Annotated in this window: 16 protein-coding genes; 11 read left to right on the top strand and 5 right to left on the bottom strand. The window is 36.5% G+C overall.

The annotated features are described in order from the left end of the window. The first annotated feature begins 16 nt into the window (after positions 1-16). The 11 genes from WFN33_RS09815 to WFN33_RS09765 all read left to right on the top strand — a co-directional run bounded on the left by WFN33_RS09815 (position 17) and on the right by WFN33_RS09765 (position 10994). Positions 17-547 carry a YaeQ family protein gene (locus tag WFN33_RS09815; protein WP_004722682.1) on the top strand — a complete coding sequence of 177 codons (531 nt, stop codon included), beginning with the start codon at positions 17-19 and terminating at the stop codon, positions 545-547. A gap of 107 nt (positions 548-654) precedes the next feature. Next, positions 655-1278, top strand: coding sequence for an MgtC/SapB family protein (locus tag WFN33_RS09810; RefSeq protein ID WP_336952866.1), 624 nt, complete (start codon positions 655-657; stop codon positions 1276-1278). A gap of 99 nt (positions 1279-1377) precedes the next feature. Continuing rightward, positions 1378-2637 (top strand): DUF2252 domain-containing protein, encoded by a 1260-nt coding sequence (locus tag WFN33_RS09805; RefSeq protein WP_336952864.1) that lies wholly within the window; start codon positions 1378-1380, stop codon positions 2635-2637. Positions 2638-2653: 16 nt separating this feature from the next. Next, entirely contained in the window at positions 2654-2992 is a 339-nt protein-coding gene (locus WFN33_RS09800; RefSeq protein WP_004722677.1) for an FKBP-type peptidyl-prolyl cis-trans isomerase, read from the top strand. Between the two features lie 488 nt (positions 2993-3480). Further along, entirely contained in the window at positions 3481-5514 is a 2034-nt protein-coding gene (gene pgaB, locus WFN33_RS09795) for a poly-beta-1,6-N-acetyl-D-glucosamine N-deacetylase PgaB (protein WP_419361185.1), read from the top strand. 8 nt (positions 5515-5522) lie between these two features. Continuing rightward, a complete protein-coding gene (gene pgaC, locus WFN33_RS09790) occupies positions 5523-6788 on the top strand; it encodes a poly-beta-1,6-N-acetyl-D-glucosamine synthase (protein ID WP_336952860.1) in 1266 nt (421 codons plus the stop codon). Positions 6789-6821: 33 nt separating this feature from the next. Further along, positions 6822-7235 (top strand): poly-beta-1,6-N-acetyl-D-glucosamine biosynthesis protein PgaD, encoded by a 414-nt coding sequence (gene pgaD, locus WFN33_RS09785; protein ID WP_336952859.1) that lies wholly within the window; start codon positions 6822-6824, stop codon positions 7233-7235. Between the two features lie 58 nt (positions 7236-7293). Then, a complete protein-coding gene (locus WFN33_RS09780) occupies positions 7294-8421 on the top strand; it encodes an acyltransferase family protein (RefSeq protein WP_336952857.1) in 1128 nt (375 codons plus the stop codon). Between the two features lie 139 nt (positions 8422-8560). Continuing rightward, on the top strand, positions 8561-9478 hold the full coding sequence (locus WFN33_RS09775) for an HARLDQ motif MBL-fold protein (protein ID WP_336952855.1): 918 nt from the start codon (positions 8561-8563) through the stop codon (positions 9476-9478). Positions 9479-9650: 172 nt separating this feature from the next. Then, the gene (locus WFN33_RS09770) at positions 9651-9998 is read left to right on the top strand and encodes a hypothetical protein (RefSeq protein ID WP_336952853.1); all 348 of its coding nucleotides are present in this window, start codon (positions 9651-9653) and stop codon (positions 9996-9998) included. 411 nt (positions 9999-10409) lie between these two features. Further along, positions 10410-10994 carry a hypothetical protein gene (locus WFN33_RS09765; protein WP_336952851.1) on the top strand — a complete coding sequence of 195 codons (585 nt, stop codon included), beginning with the start codon at positions 10410-10412 and terminating at the stop codon, positions 10992-10994. Here WFN33_RS09765 and WFN33_RS09760 read toward each other — a convergent pair. The 5 genes from WFN33_RS09760 to WFN33_RS09740 all read right to left on the bottom strand — a co-directional run bounded on the left by WFN33_RS09760 (position 10988) and on the right by WFN33_RS09740 (position 15881). Beyond that, positions 10988-11230 carry a lysozyme inhibitor LprI family protein gene (locus tag WFN33_RS09760; protein WP_336952849.1) on the bottom strand — a complete coding sequence of 81 codons (243 nt, stop codon included), beginning with the start codon at positions 11228-11230 and terminating at the stop codon, positions 10988-10990. The genes WFN33_RS09765 and WFN33_RS09760 overlap by 7 nt on opposite strands. Positions 11231-11722: 492 nt before the next feature. Then, a complete protein-coding gene (locus WFN33_RS09755) occupies positions 11723-12283 on the bottom strand; it encodes a TetR/AcrR family transcriptional regulator (protein WP_336952847.1) in 561 nt (186 codons plus the stop codon). A gap of 29 nt (positions 12284-12312) precedes the next feature. Continuing rightward, positions 12313-13221, bottom strand: coding sequence for an alpha/beta hydrolase family protein (locus tag WFN33_RS09750; RefSeq protein WP_336952845.1), 909 nt, complete (start codon positions 13219-13221; stop codon positions 12313-12315). A 49-nt stretch (positions 13222-13270) separates the two neighbouring features. After that, positions 13271-14059, bottom strand: coding sequence for a crotonase/enoyl-CoA hydratase family protein (locus WFN33_RS09745; RefSeq protein ID WP_336952843.1), 789 nt, complete (start codon positions 14057-14059; stop codon positions 13271-13273). A 271-nt stretch (positions 14060-14330) separates the two neighbouring features. Further along, entirely contained in the window at positions 14331-15881 is a 1551-nt protein-coding gene (locus tag WFN33_RS09740; protein ID WP_336952841.1) for a hypothetical protein, read from the bottom strand. Positions 15882-16275 lie beyond the last annotated feature (394 nt).

The following is a 16275-nucleotide window of genomic DNA, read 5'->3' as shown; positions in this document are numbered from 1 at the left end:
ACTTTTTGGAACTTTCATGGCATTAAAAGCAACAATTTATAAGGCTGATCTGAATATTGCCAATATGGATGTGCATCAATATGGTGATTATCAATTCACGATGGCATTACATCCGTCTGAAACGATTGAACGTTTGATGGTACGTGTATTGGCATATGCTCGCTTTGCAGATGAACGTTTGGAATTTACCAAAGATTTATTTGAAACTGATGAACCTGCTTTATGGGAGAAGGATTTAACCGGACAGTTGATTAAATGGATTGAAGTTGGTTTGCCTGACGAAGACAAAGTTAAAAAAGCGGCAGCGCGTTGTAAAGAAGTGGCTGTGATCGCCTATGGTTCAGCCGTTGCAGAATGGTATAAAAGAAGTTCTAAACTCAAAACATTGTCAAATGTTCAGGTATGGCAATTGTCTGAGGCGACGACAACAGCAATTCAAGCTTTATGTCAACGCACCATGCAATTGCAATTAAATGTTATGGATGGTGAGTGGACCTTGATTGGTGATGATGCTCAAGCTGTGATTGAATGGACACAGTTACAGTAAGCATTGTTGTTCAATAAAAATTGACAAGAAAAGCAAGCGAATCGCTTGCTTTTTTTTACTCAAATTTCGTATACCTAGAGTGATAAAAATAGCTATGTAGAAAATCAATGAATAATGACATCTACCACTTACTTATGGCTTTGGCGATTGGTGCAATTATTGGAGCAGAGCGTGAGTATCGCAGTAAGTCGGCAGGATTGCGAACTATGATTATGGTGAGTTTAGCATCCTGTTTATTCACCATACTTTCAATTAAAATTGGAGTGCAAAATCCTGATCGTTTGGCTGCAAATATTCTGACTGGCTTGGGCTTTTTAGGTGCGGGGGTTATTTTTAAAGATGATAATAGAATTTCTGGGATTACTACAGCAACAACGATTTGGATGGTGGCAGCTTTAGGTATGGCCGCAGGTGCTGGTTATGAATATTTAGCATGTGTTGGTATAGTACTGGTATTGGTTGTTCTCGTATTTCTTGTCTATTTTCAAGAGAGAATTGAAGCCATTCACCAATCGCGTAACTATAGAATTTTATGTGATTATCAACAAGAAACTTTAGATAAATATGAGGAATTATTTAAACAATACCATATGAAAATTTTACGTGGCGTGCAAAATAAAACTGAAAAACAGATTGTTGGGCGCTGGGTGTTAATAGGATCTGCTCAAAATCACAAAAAACTCACAAACTATTTGCTTTTAGATCAAGAGATTAAAGAGTTAAGCTTTTAAAACAAGAAAAAGTGTGCTTGATTTATTCAATTTTTTATTCATCAAATTTTCAGCTTAGCGATTTAATCTAACGAAATGTATAAGTATTGGAGTAAACCGATGCGAGATCCTTATGAGCGAGTTATTCATTTTAATCAGTCGCGAGATGAGAAATTTCTAGCAATTAAATATAAATTAATGGCGAGCAGTGCTTTCCGCTTTTTTCGTGGTTCATGTCATTTATATTATGAAGATTTAGCAAGCCAACAAACATGGAAAGATCAAACCATCACTTGGATCTGTGGTGATTTACATATCGAGAATTTTGGTAGTTATCGTAGTCGACATCAAGTGGTTTATTTTGATTTAAATGATTTTGACGAGGCAATTTTGGCCTATCCAACGTGGGATGTGTCCCGTTTTATTTGCAGTATATTTCTGGCTGGCAAAGAGCTGAATATCGGAGACGATGATTTAAAATCTATCGCGGAACAACTGGTAGATGAGTATTTAAATGCACTTCGAATAGGGAAAGCTTATGCAGTAGAAAAAGAAACCGTCGATGGTATTTTAAAGAAATATATTACAACAGTTTCTGAGCGTGATCCTGTGGCATTTATTGAATCGCGTTGTTCTTTAGATAAAACAAGTGAGCGGCGTTATTTGGTGATTGATCAGAAAAAATATTTTAAAATAGAGTCCAAAAGCTTATATACAGCACTGATAAAAACATTTTCTGAGGATTTAAAAACACTCAAGGCGAAAAATCAATCAAATTTTCAAGTATTAGATGTCGCATTCCGTATTGCGGGGACAGGAAGTATTGGCTTAAATCGCTATGTATTCTTAGTCTATGATAGTGAAAATAAAACCCATACTTTATTCGATATGAAACAGGCTCAAGCTTCCTCTTTGAGCTTGTCTCCATTTCTAAAAATACAACAACCAAAATGGGATGATCATGCGCAACGCATTCAATTCATTCAAAAACTCATGCAGTATCAAATACCGGCTCAGTTATCACGGCTAGACTTTCAAGGACAAGCGTATATTGTCAAAGCATTACAACCTGAACAAGATAAAATTGATTTTAAACAATGTGTAGATAAACCTAAAAAATTTACCGATGCCTGTTATAACATGGCTCGATTAATTGCTTATGCTCAATTACGTTCAACAGGGCGTAAAGGTTCTTCAACAGCAGATGAATTAATCAATTTTGCAGAACAAGCAGAACTTTGGAAAACGCAGTTGTTGAAATACACGTATAATTACGCCCAACAAGTTGAGCAAGATTATCAAAGTTTTTGTAAAAGTTATGCTGAATATCGTAATGAACAAAAGACAGTGATGAGTAAAGCTTTGCATAAACCCGAATGATGAATAGGAATAATGTATGTCAAATGAATTAGAAATTATTGACTTAAAAGTTGGTGAAGGTAAAGAAGCAGTAAAAGGTGCTTTGATTACAACCCATTATACTGGCTGGTTGGAAGACGGAACCAAATTCGATTCTTCAATTGATCGCGGCAATTACTTTGAAACAGTGATTGGAACAGGGCGTGTAATCAAGGGCTGGGATCAAGGTATTATGGGAATGAAAGTGGGCGGTAAACGTAAATTGATCGTTCCTGCACACTTGGCTTATGGAGAGCGTAAAATGGGCAAAATTATTCCAGCAAATTCTAATCTGATTTTTGAAATTGAACTGTTTGATGTCAAAACGCGTGATTAAATCTGCTAAATGTCTGGATTGACTCAGCCATCACTCTTCAAACATAAAAATAGAGGTCAATTGATCTCTATTTTTTATGTTTAATGCAGCATCTATTGACTACACGATGTTGTACTAACAATGTTGAGAGGGGCTTTTTGACTTCTGTATATTTTACTCAGATAAAATATAACCCGAATTCGACTTTATAAGTTTATTATTTATCTAATAGTGTGATTTTAAACACAATAGTTTTATTTTTTTGTTTATTATTTGCTCAATGCTTAACAATCATCTACAATACTTTTGTCTTAAAAGTGTTTAAATATCACAAATAAATAATTCTGCTCAGAGTTATTTTTTAAGGTTCGTTTCAGTTTTATTCTTTTAAATCATCGTTGTAAAACCTCTGGCTTAATTCGTCTTGAAAAAGGATTTTAGTATTTCAATATTGATGTACTACGGACGGATTCAGATTTAAAAACAATGATGATCGAGTATTTAAATATATGCTAAGCCGTTACTTTTCTCCTTCAGCGATGATATGCGTAACACTATTGTTTTCGTCCTTTTATAATAGTGCAATGGCAGAAGTAGACCAAGTTGCTACTGAAACTCCAATAGAGCACGAATTACCTAAAATTGATTTAAATACGCTGACTATTATTGGTTATCATGAAATTACGCCGAACCATGATGCAGTGATTCCAGATTATGCTGTCACCACGAAACAGTTTGAGCTGCATTTAGATTGGCTGCAAAAAAATGGCTATAATTTTGTCAATGTCGACCAAATTATTAAAGCCAACGAAGGTAAATATAAACTACCCACCAAACCTGTATTGTTGACTGTAGATGATGGTTATCAATCTTTTTATCAATATGCATATCCTGTCATTAAACAACGTAAAATTCCTGTTGTACTCGCTGTCGTTGGCTCATGGTTAGAACCTAAAGCCAATGAAATGGTTCAATTTGGTGATGAAAAATTAGCACGTAAAAAACTTTTGACTTGGGATGAACTTAAAACCATGCAAAAAAGTGGCTATGTAGAAATTGGTAGCCACAGTTATAATTTACATCGTGGTATTTTAGGCAATCCTCAGGGCAATTCTGAGCCTGCCGCCGTCACACGCGAATACGATCCAAAAAGTAAAACCTATGAATCTGATAAAGTCTATGCAGATCGTATTTTTAGTGATTTGAAAAAAAATAATAAATTATTGCAATCACATGGTTTAAAAGCACCACGTGTGATGGTGTGGCCATATGGTCGTTATAATATGGAAGCGGTTGCTTTGGCTAAAAAGGTGGGTATGCCCATCACCATTAGCTTAGATGATGGTCCAGACCATATTGAGAAATCGTTAGGCCATTTGAACCGCATTCTTGTCGAAGGCAATATGACTACGGATTCTCTAGCACAAGAAATCCAAAGTCGTCAGATGAATTTTACTGACAATAACCGTCCACAAAAAGTCATGCATGTGGATTTAGACTATATCTATGATCCAGATGAAGCGCAGCAAGAGAAAAACTTAGGACATCTGTTAGACCGTATTCGTGAAATGAATGTCACTACGGTATTTTTACAGGCATTCGCTGATCCAGATGCGAATGGGTCAGCTGATATGGTGTATTTCCCAAATCGTTATCTACCAATGCGTGCAGATTTGTTTAACCGTGTTGCATGGCAGATTCAAACTCGGACCCATGTGAGTCGTTTATATGCGTGGATGCCTTTATTGGCTTGGGACTTACCAACTTCAAATCCTGCGTCTAAAGATGTGGTGGTGACTCAGCAAGCCAAAGACAGTGATCATTTAAATATGGGATATCATCGTTTAAGTCCATATTCACCAGAAGCACGTAAAGTAATTGAAGGTTTATATCAGGATTTAGCAAAATCGACGACGTTTGATGGCATCTTGTTCCATGATGATGCAACACTTTCAGATTATGAAGATGCTAGTCCAGAAGCGATTAAAGCTTATCAAAAAATTGGTTTACCAGCGGATTTAGAAGAAATTCGTAATGATGATGCAAAATTGCAAAAATGGACTGATTTTAAAACCAAGACCATTGATAACTTTGCAATGGATTTAGCGCAAAAGGCGCGTTATTACCAACCATTCTTACTGACTGCACGTAACTTATATGCCCAAGTTGCACTTTCAGCATATTCGGAAAACTGGTATGCCCAGTCTTTAGAGCAATCGATTAAAAATTATGACTTTACTGCAATTATGGCAATGCCGTATATGGAACAGGCACCAGATGCAACTAAGTTTTATAAAGATTTAGTACAAAACGTGAAGAAACAACCAAATGGGATTAAAAAGACGATTTTTGAATTACAAGCAGTGAACTGGCGTAATAATCAAAAGATTCCAACATCAGAAATTGCTCAAACGATCCAGTCTTTATACCAACAAGGTGTGATGCATGTGGGGTACTACCCCGACGATCCAATTGAGGATCACCCAAATACTGCTGAAATGCGTAAAGTATTTGATTCTAAACCACAACGATTGGTTCCTTAAGGTCTGATATGAGCGCATTTCAACACCTGTGGCAATCAGTATTAAACTTTATCTTCTATTATCCATTATTTATGTCGTATTTATGGATGATAGGTGCTTTAATTTTCTATTGGAAAGAACGTAAAGAGCCCCCATATACTCAACCGCCAACATTGGAAGAATATCCTTTAGTTGCTGTGCTTGTGCCATGTTTCAATGAGCAAGATAATGCGGATGAGACCATTAGTCATGCATTAAAGTTGAATTATCCAAACTTTGAAGTCATTGCGATTAATGATGGGAGTTCTGACAATACCGCAGAAATCTTAAATGAGTTGGCTTTGAAGTATGACAAGCTGCGCGTCGTACACTTGGCTGAAAATCAGGGTAAAGCCATGGCTTTACAAGCAGGTAGTCTGCTTACCGATGCTGAATTTTTAATTGGTATTGATGGCGATGCGTTACTTGATCCATATGCTGCACAGTGGATGATTCGTCATTTTCTCAATAATCCTACAGTTGCAGCTGTGACAGGAAATCCACGTATTCGTACCCGTTCTACTTTACTTGGACGGATTCAAGTTGGTGAATTTTCATCAATTGTTGGTATGATTAAACGCGCACAACGTACTTTCGGGCGTTTATTTACAGTTTCTGGTGTAATTACTGCTTTTCGTAAAAGTGCTGTACATGAGGTAGGCTATTGGTCACCGAACATGTTAACAGAAGATATTGATATTACATGGAAATTACATCGTGCGGGTTGGGATGTAAAGTTTGAACCCAATGCCTTGGTGTGGATTTTAATGCCAGAAACCTTTGATGGTCTATGGAAGCAGCGCTTACGTTGGGCCATGGGTGGCGCTCAAGTTTTAATTAAGAATTTTGATGTATTATTTAAACCGAAACTTAATTTTCTATGGCCTTTGATTATTGAGCTGATCCTCACCTTAGTTTGGTCATATTTAATGCTGATTATGGTGATTTTCTGGATTTTGCATTTGGTGTTACCTTATGCGGGATTCCCTGCAATGAGTTCTCCATTATTACCTATGGGAACAGGTATTTTACTCGGTACAACTTGTTTACTGCAGTTCGCAATCAGTAAGTGGATGGATAGTCGTTACGAATCGAGTTTAGTGAAAAACTATTATTGGATGATTTGGTATCCCTTTGTATTTTGGTTGATTACAGTAACGGCAAGTATTGTTGCATTTCCAAAAGTTCTTTTACGTGGAGAAAGTAAAAGGGCACGTTGGGTCAGTCCCGATCGTGGTATGCGACATGATGACTAAGATGTTAGTCAAAATAAGTTTTGAGATACGAATATGAAAACAAATTCTTTGATTATTGATTTACGTAAGCAGTTACCGTGGCATCGTCGTTATTTCTCCACGACAATGACGGCAATGCTATGGGCATTTTGGTTGTTGCTTTGGAGACCTATTGTTATCTTGGTGGGATATCTTTCACTTGAGAAACCACAACTAGTACATTACTTTTTTAATGCTTTTGCAAAAGCATTAGAAAGCGGATTGTTTGCGTTGATTGCTTGTGCAATTTCTTTGTGGCTATGGAGTAACTTTGTTCCAGCAAAGACCAAAAAGGAAGCAGAAGCTAAATCTACACAAGAATATGCTGATCATTTCAATTTGGATATGGATGATCTTTTACATTCTCGTCAGCAAAAAATCGCTACAGTTCATCATGATGCTGATGGTCGAATCACATATATTGACTAATGGTTTAGTCGGCAAAAGTCCCACAGGTTGGGGCTTTTGTTTTCAAAGGGAAACTTAGATGTCCGCAAAAATAAACTCGGCAGAAAGTATTCGAGGTTTAGCTTGTTTAGCTGTCGTATTTTCTCATCTTGCAATGAGTTTTTTTCCATATTTACATCATTTTGATCCCAATGAGAAAACAGACTTGGCTTGGGTGTATGCCATACATCATTTGCCTTTTGGTTTTCTCTACTCAGGTGATGCGGCTGTTTTTGTATTCTTTGTCTTAAGTGGCTTTGTACTCAGTTATGCGATCTTAAAAAGCCCTCAAAAATTTCATGCAAAAATTAACAATATGATGATTAAACGCTATCCACGTTTAATGATCCCAGCGCTGACTTCATGCGTCATCATTTGGTTGGTCTTTAAAGTCATTCATATTGATAGTAGTCATGTGGGTGCTTGGTTACATGCATTTACGATACAAGATTTTAGTTTTAAACATGCATTATATGAAGGAACTATAGGTGCATTTTTATTCTCGGAAAGTGATATAAACTGGGTGTTATGGACGATGACGATTGAGCTTATGGGCTCATTTGCATTATTTTTTCTACTCTATTTGTATCATTATAAACATAGTGCCTTTTGGCTAGGTTCACTTTTAATCCCTTGTTTTGCATTTCTTTGGCGTGGGCAAGGTTTCAGCTTTGGGATTTCCAGCTTTATTATTGGTATCTATATCTATCTGTATGCCAAACCACTTTCGAATGTTGTAGCCATTCCTATGTTATTGATTGGCCTATATTTAGCGGGTGCACATAATACCAGCGCAGCCTATAGGTGGGTGCATCATATTTTAGGGGAGAATACTTATGATTATAGTAATTTCATTGCTGGGATTTTAATTGTTTACAGTGTTTTGATGAGTCCATTATTGTCTAAAGGCTTAGACCACCCGATTTTAGTCTGGTTAGGAAAGTTATCTTTTTCCATTTATCTATTACATCTAATGATGTTGTATTTAATCTGTATTCCGCTATTTAACTTATTTTTAAGTTGGCATTGGAGTTATTCTTTCGCTGTAATCTGCTCAGGATTAACTGCGATTGCAGTCACTTTGATTGCTGCAAATTTTTATAGTGATTATGTCGATCAGTTCGCTATTAAGGTCAGTAATAAAATTGCCGACAAGGTTTTAAATTAGTACTTCAAGACTCGGATACAATTTGCAAATATTGTTTACAATTTAAGATGTATTGAGTTGTTTTTTAGACATTAAAAAATTGATAAATATCGTGATTTAATCAAGTATGGGCGACTCATTTTTAGCATGGATCGCTTATATGCATCTGTTCAAATCCATTGTTATTTCATTGATTGCAATGAGTCTTCAATTTGCTCAAGCAGCACCATTAAATGCTCAGCAAGCACTGACCGATGCACCGCCAATGAGTTTATTTGAATCGTGGAATACACCCATTGAGCCCTTTAAAATTTTTAATCATGTCTATTATGTTGGTACTGAAAATTTATCTTCAGTACTGTTTGATACGGGTGATGGTTTGGTTTTAATTGATAGTGGGATTGATCAATCGGCAGTGCAGATTAAAGCCAATATTGAAAAATTAGGTTTTAAAATTACAGATGTAAAATATCTACTCAATAGTCATGCCCGTTTAGATCAAGCTGGTGGTTTTGCTAAGTTAAAACAATGGAGTGGTGCTCAATTGGTCGCAAGTGCTGCAAATGCCGAAATGCTAGAAAATGGGGGCGTGACTGATTTTGCTCTAGGTAAGCAATTGCCTTTTCCTTCTGTAGCTGTAGATATCATCATTAAAGATGGGGAACAATTAAAGCTCGGTCGTCAAATCTTTACAGCACATGCGACGCCCGGCCATTTACCAGGCGCAACCTCTTGGACGACAGATATCCGTTACTACTTTAAAAACTATAAAGTCATCTATGCCGACAGTTTATTTACTGGCGGTTATTATTTGGTAAACAATATCAACTATCCAAATCTAGTTTCAGACATACGACATACATTTAAAACTTTGGATGCAATCCATGCAGATATTTTCCTTGCCAATAAAGCTGATCGTTTCTATATGAAGCAGAAATTAGCCAAATTGAATGTGGGTAATAAAAAAGCATTTATTGATCAGACGGGTTTACAAAATTATGTAGCAAAGGGGAGAGTTGAATTTGAACAAGAATTACAACAGCAACAACGCTTAGCGCAGTTTAAAACATTGCAATAATTAATTTAAAATAAAACATGCTTTATGTATTATATGGCGTGTTTTATTTTAAATATTGCTATAATTCAGGTAAAACTGATCATTTATTTTGAATGATATATAACAGATAACGGCTTATACTAAAATATTGAAAATACAATATTTCAAACAGTTATTATTCATTTGTAGTGTCGTGCTCACTTCATCTATATATGCACAAGAATTTCAACAACTCAATACTCAAACGAAGCTTGCAAAACAATGCCATAAAGATGACGAAGACATATTTTCACCTCAAAACTATCAATTGGGCTCGATAAAAGTCGTATTAAAAACTTATTCCTGTATTGGTAAAAAGCAAGTTCGAGAGCAATATTTTTCAGCGTATGGGATACAGCTGGGTGCTAAAAAATCATTATATTTAGTCGATCAACTGGCGGATGCAAGTGGTTATGTTAGTGTTAAATTAGAGCAAGTAGATGCAGATACCATTGTGTTTGACAGTATGTATGAACGTGGCGGCGATTTAGTGATTATGTAGATGCAAGATTTACAAAATATCTATCATGTGAAAGTTCATTATATGGCTTCAGATGAAGGCGCGGTAAAGTTGTATAGTAAAAATAATCAGATTTTATTCAAAAAATTGATTTAAAAGCGCTTAAAGATGATCAGCCGATATATGAAAATATAGGAAAACCCATAATATTCAAAAAGGTGCCAGGCAAAGGGATCGTATTTGCTTCAGGTGATCTAAAAGCATTACAAAATTAAAATAAGAGATCTAGTTTATCGATATAGAGAAAACAATTGTTACGTTTAAGCTGGGTATCTCTAGTGAGATAGTTATACAATTTATAGGGTAAACTATTAAAAAAACAATCAAAATACTCAGCTTTAAACTTAGCTCATGAGTCTGAACTGGGGCGTATTATATGCTTGAGATTACGCTATGTTGAAATTTATCCTAGTCGTGTTATTTTTGATCACGTTATATGTGTTATGGCGATGGGTTGCTAAACAAAAAATTAATGCAGCTTTTGAAGAACAACGACAAGCGTTATCTGAATTGGTTCAGAATCCTCAAGAAGAGCATGATCTACCCGAAAAAACCAAACTGATTAAACAGATGATTGCAGAAGAGCGACAAAAGGCGGGTTTAACCCAAGTAAAAGAGGCATTAAGCGCTACAGTTCAAGTAGAGCAGCAGAGTTTAGTCGAAGACCAATATGCACTCGCCAAGCAGATCACTGATGAAGACCAACGTTTATTTGATTCAGCTGCGCAACTTTTTTTTGAACAAGCTTTACAGACCAAAGACTTTTCTCAAGCAGGGCATATTCAACATGATGTACTCAGTAAAATGCCTATGAATACACAAAGTCAGATTGGTTCTTTTGATTTTGGTGAATGGTCTATTTTTTGGAGCTATCATGAACAATCACTTGAATACTATGTCGGACGTTATGGGGTATTCTATGCGCATGTTGATCATCAAGGTATAGAACATAAAGCCGAATTTAAAGATCGTTATTGATTTTCTATTAGGCTGCTTAACTCTTTTAGTCGAAATATTGTGGAATTGATTTCACAATCTAAATGTGCAAATCCTGAAGCTAATCCCAAAGCGCCATAAGTAAGACTTCCCGTAAGTTCATTACATTGAGCATCACGATAATTAAGCCAAGCCTTTTGTGATTTTTCCAGTAATAACTTGTTTTTATCATCGTATTGCAGATAAATGCGTTGATATAACTCAGGGTCTGTTGGCATTTCATAAACGGCTTGCGTTGTAGGTTAAAATTGAGCAGGCAAGGCATGAAACGAAGAGAATAGCGAGACTATTTTCGAGTTTCATAACGTAGGCTGTGATAATTTTAGCCACAACCCTGAGCAAGAACAAAGCAGTGCTTTGTTTGCAGCGCAAGGCGCAGCGGGGGACTAACGTGTTTTTTGTCGCTACGTGTTACCTTGCGAAACGATGTTTCTCATCATTTAGAATGACTAAATTTCATATTTCGTGCCTAGTATCGCCTAAAAAACACTCGTAGTCGCAAACGTAGACGAATTGTCAACAGACCCTATCATTTTCGCTTTATCTGTTTTTAATTGCTGTTGCATACATTGATAAGCTTGTTGTTGATCTTGTTGATTACATTGCGCATGAGCTGTATTGAATAGGCTTATAAAAAGCAAAGCTAAAAAACTATATTTGATCTTTTTTATCATTTAATTTTCACCAAGAAGTTGCAAATCAGTCGAGTATTATATAGAGAGTAGTTGAGAAATTCGTTGCTTCACTTGATTTAAATAGAACAAGTCATCGTTCAGTCGATACATTAAAATAGCACCCTCATAATCGGCCACGCTTATTTTTGCCAAAATTTGTGCATCGGTTTGATTCATTTTTTGTTGAAATAATTGATACAAGGCATTTTGCCAATCTTGGAAAATTTCACGGATTTTTTCCAAGACTTCTAAAGAAATATGGCTGGCCTCTAAGGACAGCATCCCAACTAAACAGCCTTTTATTTCATAACTAAAAAAATGAACAGCTTTATCATGGATGATTTGAAATTGTTGATTTGCATCCACTACAGCAAAATCTTCGAGTTTAAACAACGATTGATTTAAATAAAGATGAGTGTGCGCTAAGATCTGCATCAATAAGGCTTGTTTGTTGGGATAATAATAATAAAACGATGCTTTACTGAGTCCACATGCTTTTGCCAACATCTCCATACTTGTCCCTGCATAACCATGTGCTTTAAATTGCAAAGCACAGGTATTTAACATGTGTTCAGGTGTAAGTTTTTGTGGGCGCATAGATGACCTTGCTGCTTATGGGCTTAAAATTAATTGTGGATGAATGTCTCAAAAATATTTAACATTTTATCCCAAATTGGCTCTGAGCCTTGACGAAAATATCCCATATGTCCAATCTGTTTTAAACCAAACTCATCAGCTGATATGTTGATATAGTGCATGGGCGCATTTTTATAATGTTGCATAAAAGCATAACGAGAATTTGGCAATGCCCAATCATCATCTAAAGCAGCTACTGCATAAATTGGCGTTTTAATTTGGGCATATTGCTCATGCAAATTTTTTTGCTCAGGATCTGCAAAAAAATAAGTGGGATTTTTACACCATCTACGCCATTGTTGATAGACCCCTTTAGGTAAATCTGCACCCATATTGAGTTTACTCCAAGGCAAGTAACCTGTAATCGCCACCATAGGTGGAAAGATAATATTCCAAACTACCTGAACTTTAATTTTTTCTTTCAATGGCATATAGCCATGCCAGCCAGCACCTGTGCCAAAACAATACATTGCGCTTACTTTGGTATGATTCGGTGTTAGCCCTAAAGCTTGTCCACCGTAAGAATGTCCAACTAAAAATAGGGGCATGTCTTGTTTAAAACTGTAGTCAATTGCACCTGCTAAATCTAATTTTCCCCAATCGAGGTATGACATTTTAAAACCTTTTAATTGCCGTGGAGCAGAGTTGGCCACCCCACGATAATCAAAAGTGAGTACCTGATAGCCCAATTGTGCAGCATATTCAGAGAAGCGGCGATAAAATGCTTGAGGGACTCCTGTTGCACTGGAAACAACAATTTTTGCTTTGATTGTATTGACTGGCGTGTAAAGTATGCCAGCCAGTACATAACCATCCAGTGCCTTAAAACTAATGGCCTGACTGGTAAAACTATTGCCATTCAAGTGTTGGACCTCAGTTGAGTACTTTAAATTTTGCATGATTGTTCCCACAGTTATTAGATTATCGCAGTATATTGCTATGATTGGTTTACTTACCTTTAAACTGTGGTGCTCGACGTTCAATCATTGCTCTTACACCTTCTTGCGCATCCTCAGAGGCAAGTAAAGGGCTAAGTAGATTTTGTAGGTTTGCAAATGCGACTTCAGGACTTTGTAAAAAGGCTTGATGAGCCGAATGCAGTGCCGCTTTGACGGCAAGTGGTGCAGCATTGGCAATACGTTCAGCCAATTCTATGGCACGCGTTAACTGTTGGTTATCCTCAACAACTTCAGTCACTAAATTCATTTCATAGGCTGTTTGTGCATAAAATAAATCACCAGTTAACACATATTTCATAGCTTTTACCCAGCCAGCAGCTTGGATGAAACGTACCGTTGCACCACCAAAAGGTAAAATACCGCGCTGTACCTCAATTTGGGTAAATTGAGTATTTTTGTTGGCAATAACAATGTCACAATTCAACATTAATTCTATACCAGCGGTATAACAATAACCTTGTACCGCGGTTACCAATGGCTTTGTTCTTTGACGCCCAACAGTTCCCCAAGGGTTCACAATATCATTGCTAAAATTAAAAACACCATCGGCTAATTTTGGTTGTAACTCAACCAAGTCCAATCCTGCAGTAAAATGATCCCCATGGGCAAAGACCACCGCACAGCGTAGTTCTGGATTATTTTCATATTCAGTTAAAGCCAGTGATAGGTCGTGAATCATATGACTATCAAAAGCATTGCGTTTATCTGCACGGTCTAGGCCAACTAAAAAAATATGACCACGGATTTCACGACTGACTTTTCCTTGTAGATTTGACATTTGTTATTCTCTCATTGGTTGTTTTATAAGTTTTTAAACGATCGTTAGAAAACTGTCAATGATTTTAGAGTGACTAAACCGTTTACATCGGTATAGCCTATTTAAGGCGTTGAAGGATCGATGCATTGTGTATGTTATTTGGCGGCTTTGGGGGGAGTACCTATAGTTTTTATAAGAAATTTAACTAGACATAAAAATCTGCTCATAAGCTTAAATGCCTAGCTAAATTTATCACTAGGCATTTAATTTAAAGAGATTTAAACCTGAAGGATTACTTTTTAAACTTGGTTAAAAGCTTTTGGATCGGCAATTTATCACTTGCATACCCATAAATTGCAGCAAAAGGTAAGGCTGTGCGAGCAAGATAGGCGACACGCCATAAACCACCATGATTGGCACCCTCCATCATCAATTCTAATGGATGTCCCATCTTAGTTTCTGGATTTGCAACAGACTTCGGATTTCTTAAGTCATGGATCCAAAGTGCTGCCATAATTGAATTGGTTGTTTCAGGGCGGAATGCTTCTACATCAAACAAACTTGCACCGTTAAACGCTGCTTTAAGCAAAGGATTCTTGGTGACCGAATGTGTCGTCGTGGATGGTGCAATATTGATACTGACATGTTGCCCTTGATGTCGTGCTAAAGTTGCACGCCACTGTTGAATGCGTTTTGCCAAGGCATAATTAGGGCCTTGTTCAACCACAAGACAATCAGCAATCCCATAGAATTTACCATTGTCAGAGGCAATCAGTTGTTGATCATTGTGCTTAAAGAATTGTTTTAAGGAGAGAATTGCAATCCCTTTGCTGAATACGGTTTCAAATTTTGATCTATGTTTGAACTTTTTGTTTGAACATTCAATCACTTCTTCAGGTACTGCATAAACATCTGTAGGCGTACACATATACATCAATGATGAATCATTCTTGTGTTCACTGACATGGCTCATAATCGTGTCCATTGCCATCGATACACGGACATGTTTTTCACCATCTAAATAAGCAATTGAGGCCAAATCTAATTTGTGTGGATTATCACAAAGCCATTGTGTAATTTCTGGAATTTGGGTTAGTAAATTTGCCCCAAGTTTACTTTTTAATTCTTCAATATTATGGGTGTTGGCGATTTTTTGAAAACTTGGTGCGTGCAGTGTAGCATTGCCATTTTCAATGATTTTAAGAATTCTTTCCCAAACGCGTTCATTGGGCAGATCAACGGCAACAATATTGGCTTTCCATTTCGATAACCATGTTAATGGGCCTGCCTCTGAGGCTGCGCCAAATAAAACTAAGGTACGATCCGATAAATCAAACCATTCGGGATGAGCAATCACTTCTCTCAGTGCTTCTGCATGACTGGCTTCAATAATGCCAGTTTCTTGCCACTTTTGAATTTGCTGATATAGCGCTTCGCCTTGCAGTTTTTGCCCATGATAGGGCACATACCACTCTACCTCAGCATCTGACTGACCTTTAAAACTAACGCTTTGAATCTTGTCTAGTACTGGAACTATACCAATATCTTTTAAAGAATAGCGTTGTCCATCTCTAAAGAAATCAAAACTATGTTGGGCTTTGTGTAAGCCTTGCTTGGCTATAGTGATGGCGTTTTGACTTGAACGAATCCCATGTTCGACCAATGCCTTAAAATAAACTGGATAATTTTTACGCCAATTTTTTTCATCTAAAGCTTGCTGTGCACTGAGATGATCAACCAAGGACAGTGCTTCTGCAACGATTTCTTTACCGACTTGCGAGCTGCTACTTTTTTGAGTCTTTGGATGAACTGGAAACTGTAAACCATCAATTGAACTGGACATGCAAAATATCTCGTTTTATTTCATCATTAATATACAGATGTATACATTATCCATGCCATATTCAATACTTGGGTGGCATTTTCTGACAAAATTCAGATAAATTGGTCGTATAAATTAAATAAATCAGTGATAAAAATATCTAAAATTAAGCTTAGTATTTCATTTATAGAAAGTTTCATTATTGTCATTTTGTTCGTTTTAAAGCTCAATTTGTTGATAAGCTAAAATGCAGTAAATATCTATTTGTGTATGATTTATATCCATTTATTATGTGTATATGTTATGTTGAAATTTGCGTAGATTATATTTTTTACATCTTTTTAAGTTAATTCCGACAATTTTAGTTGATTTTCACTCATTCAGCCTCATCTTCAGTTAAAATACCGACTTCAGC

Source organism: Acinetobacter sp. AS167 (genome assembly GCF_037152175.1).
GTDB lineage: Bacteria > Pseudomonadota > Gammaproteobacteria > Pseudomonadales > Moraxellaceae > Acinetobacter.
Note: the sequence above shows the minus strand (reverse complement) of the source record. Positions and strands in the feature narration are given on the sequence as shown.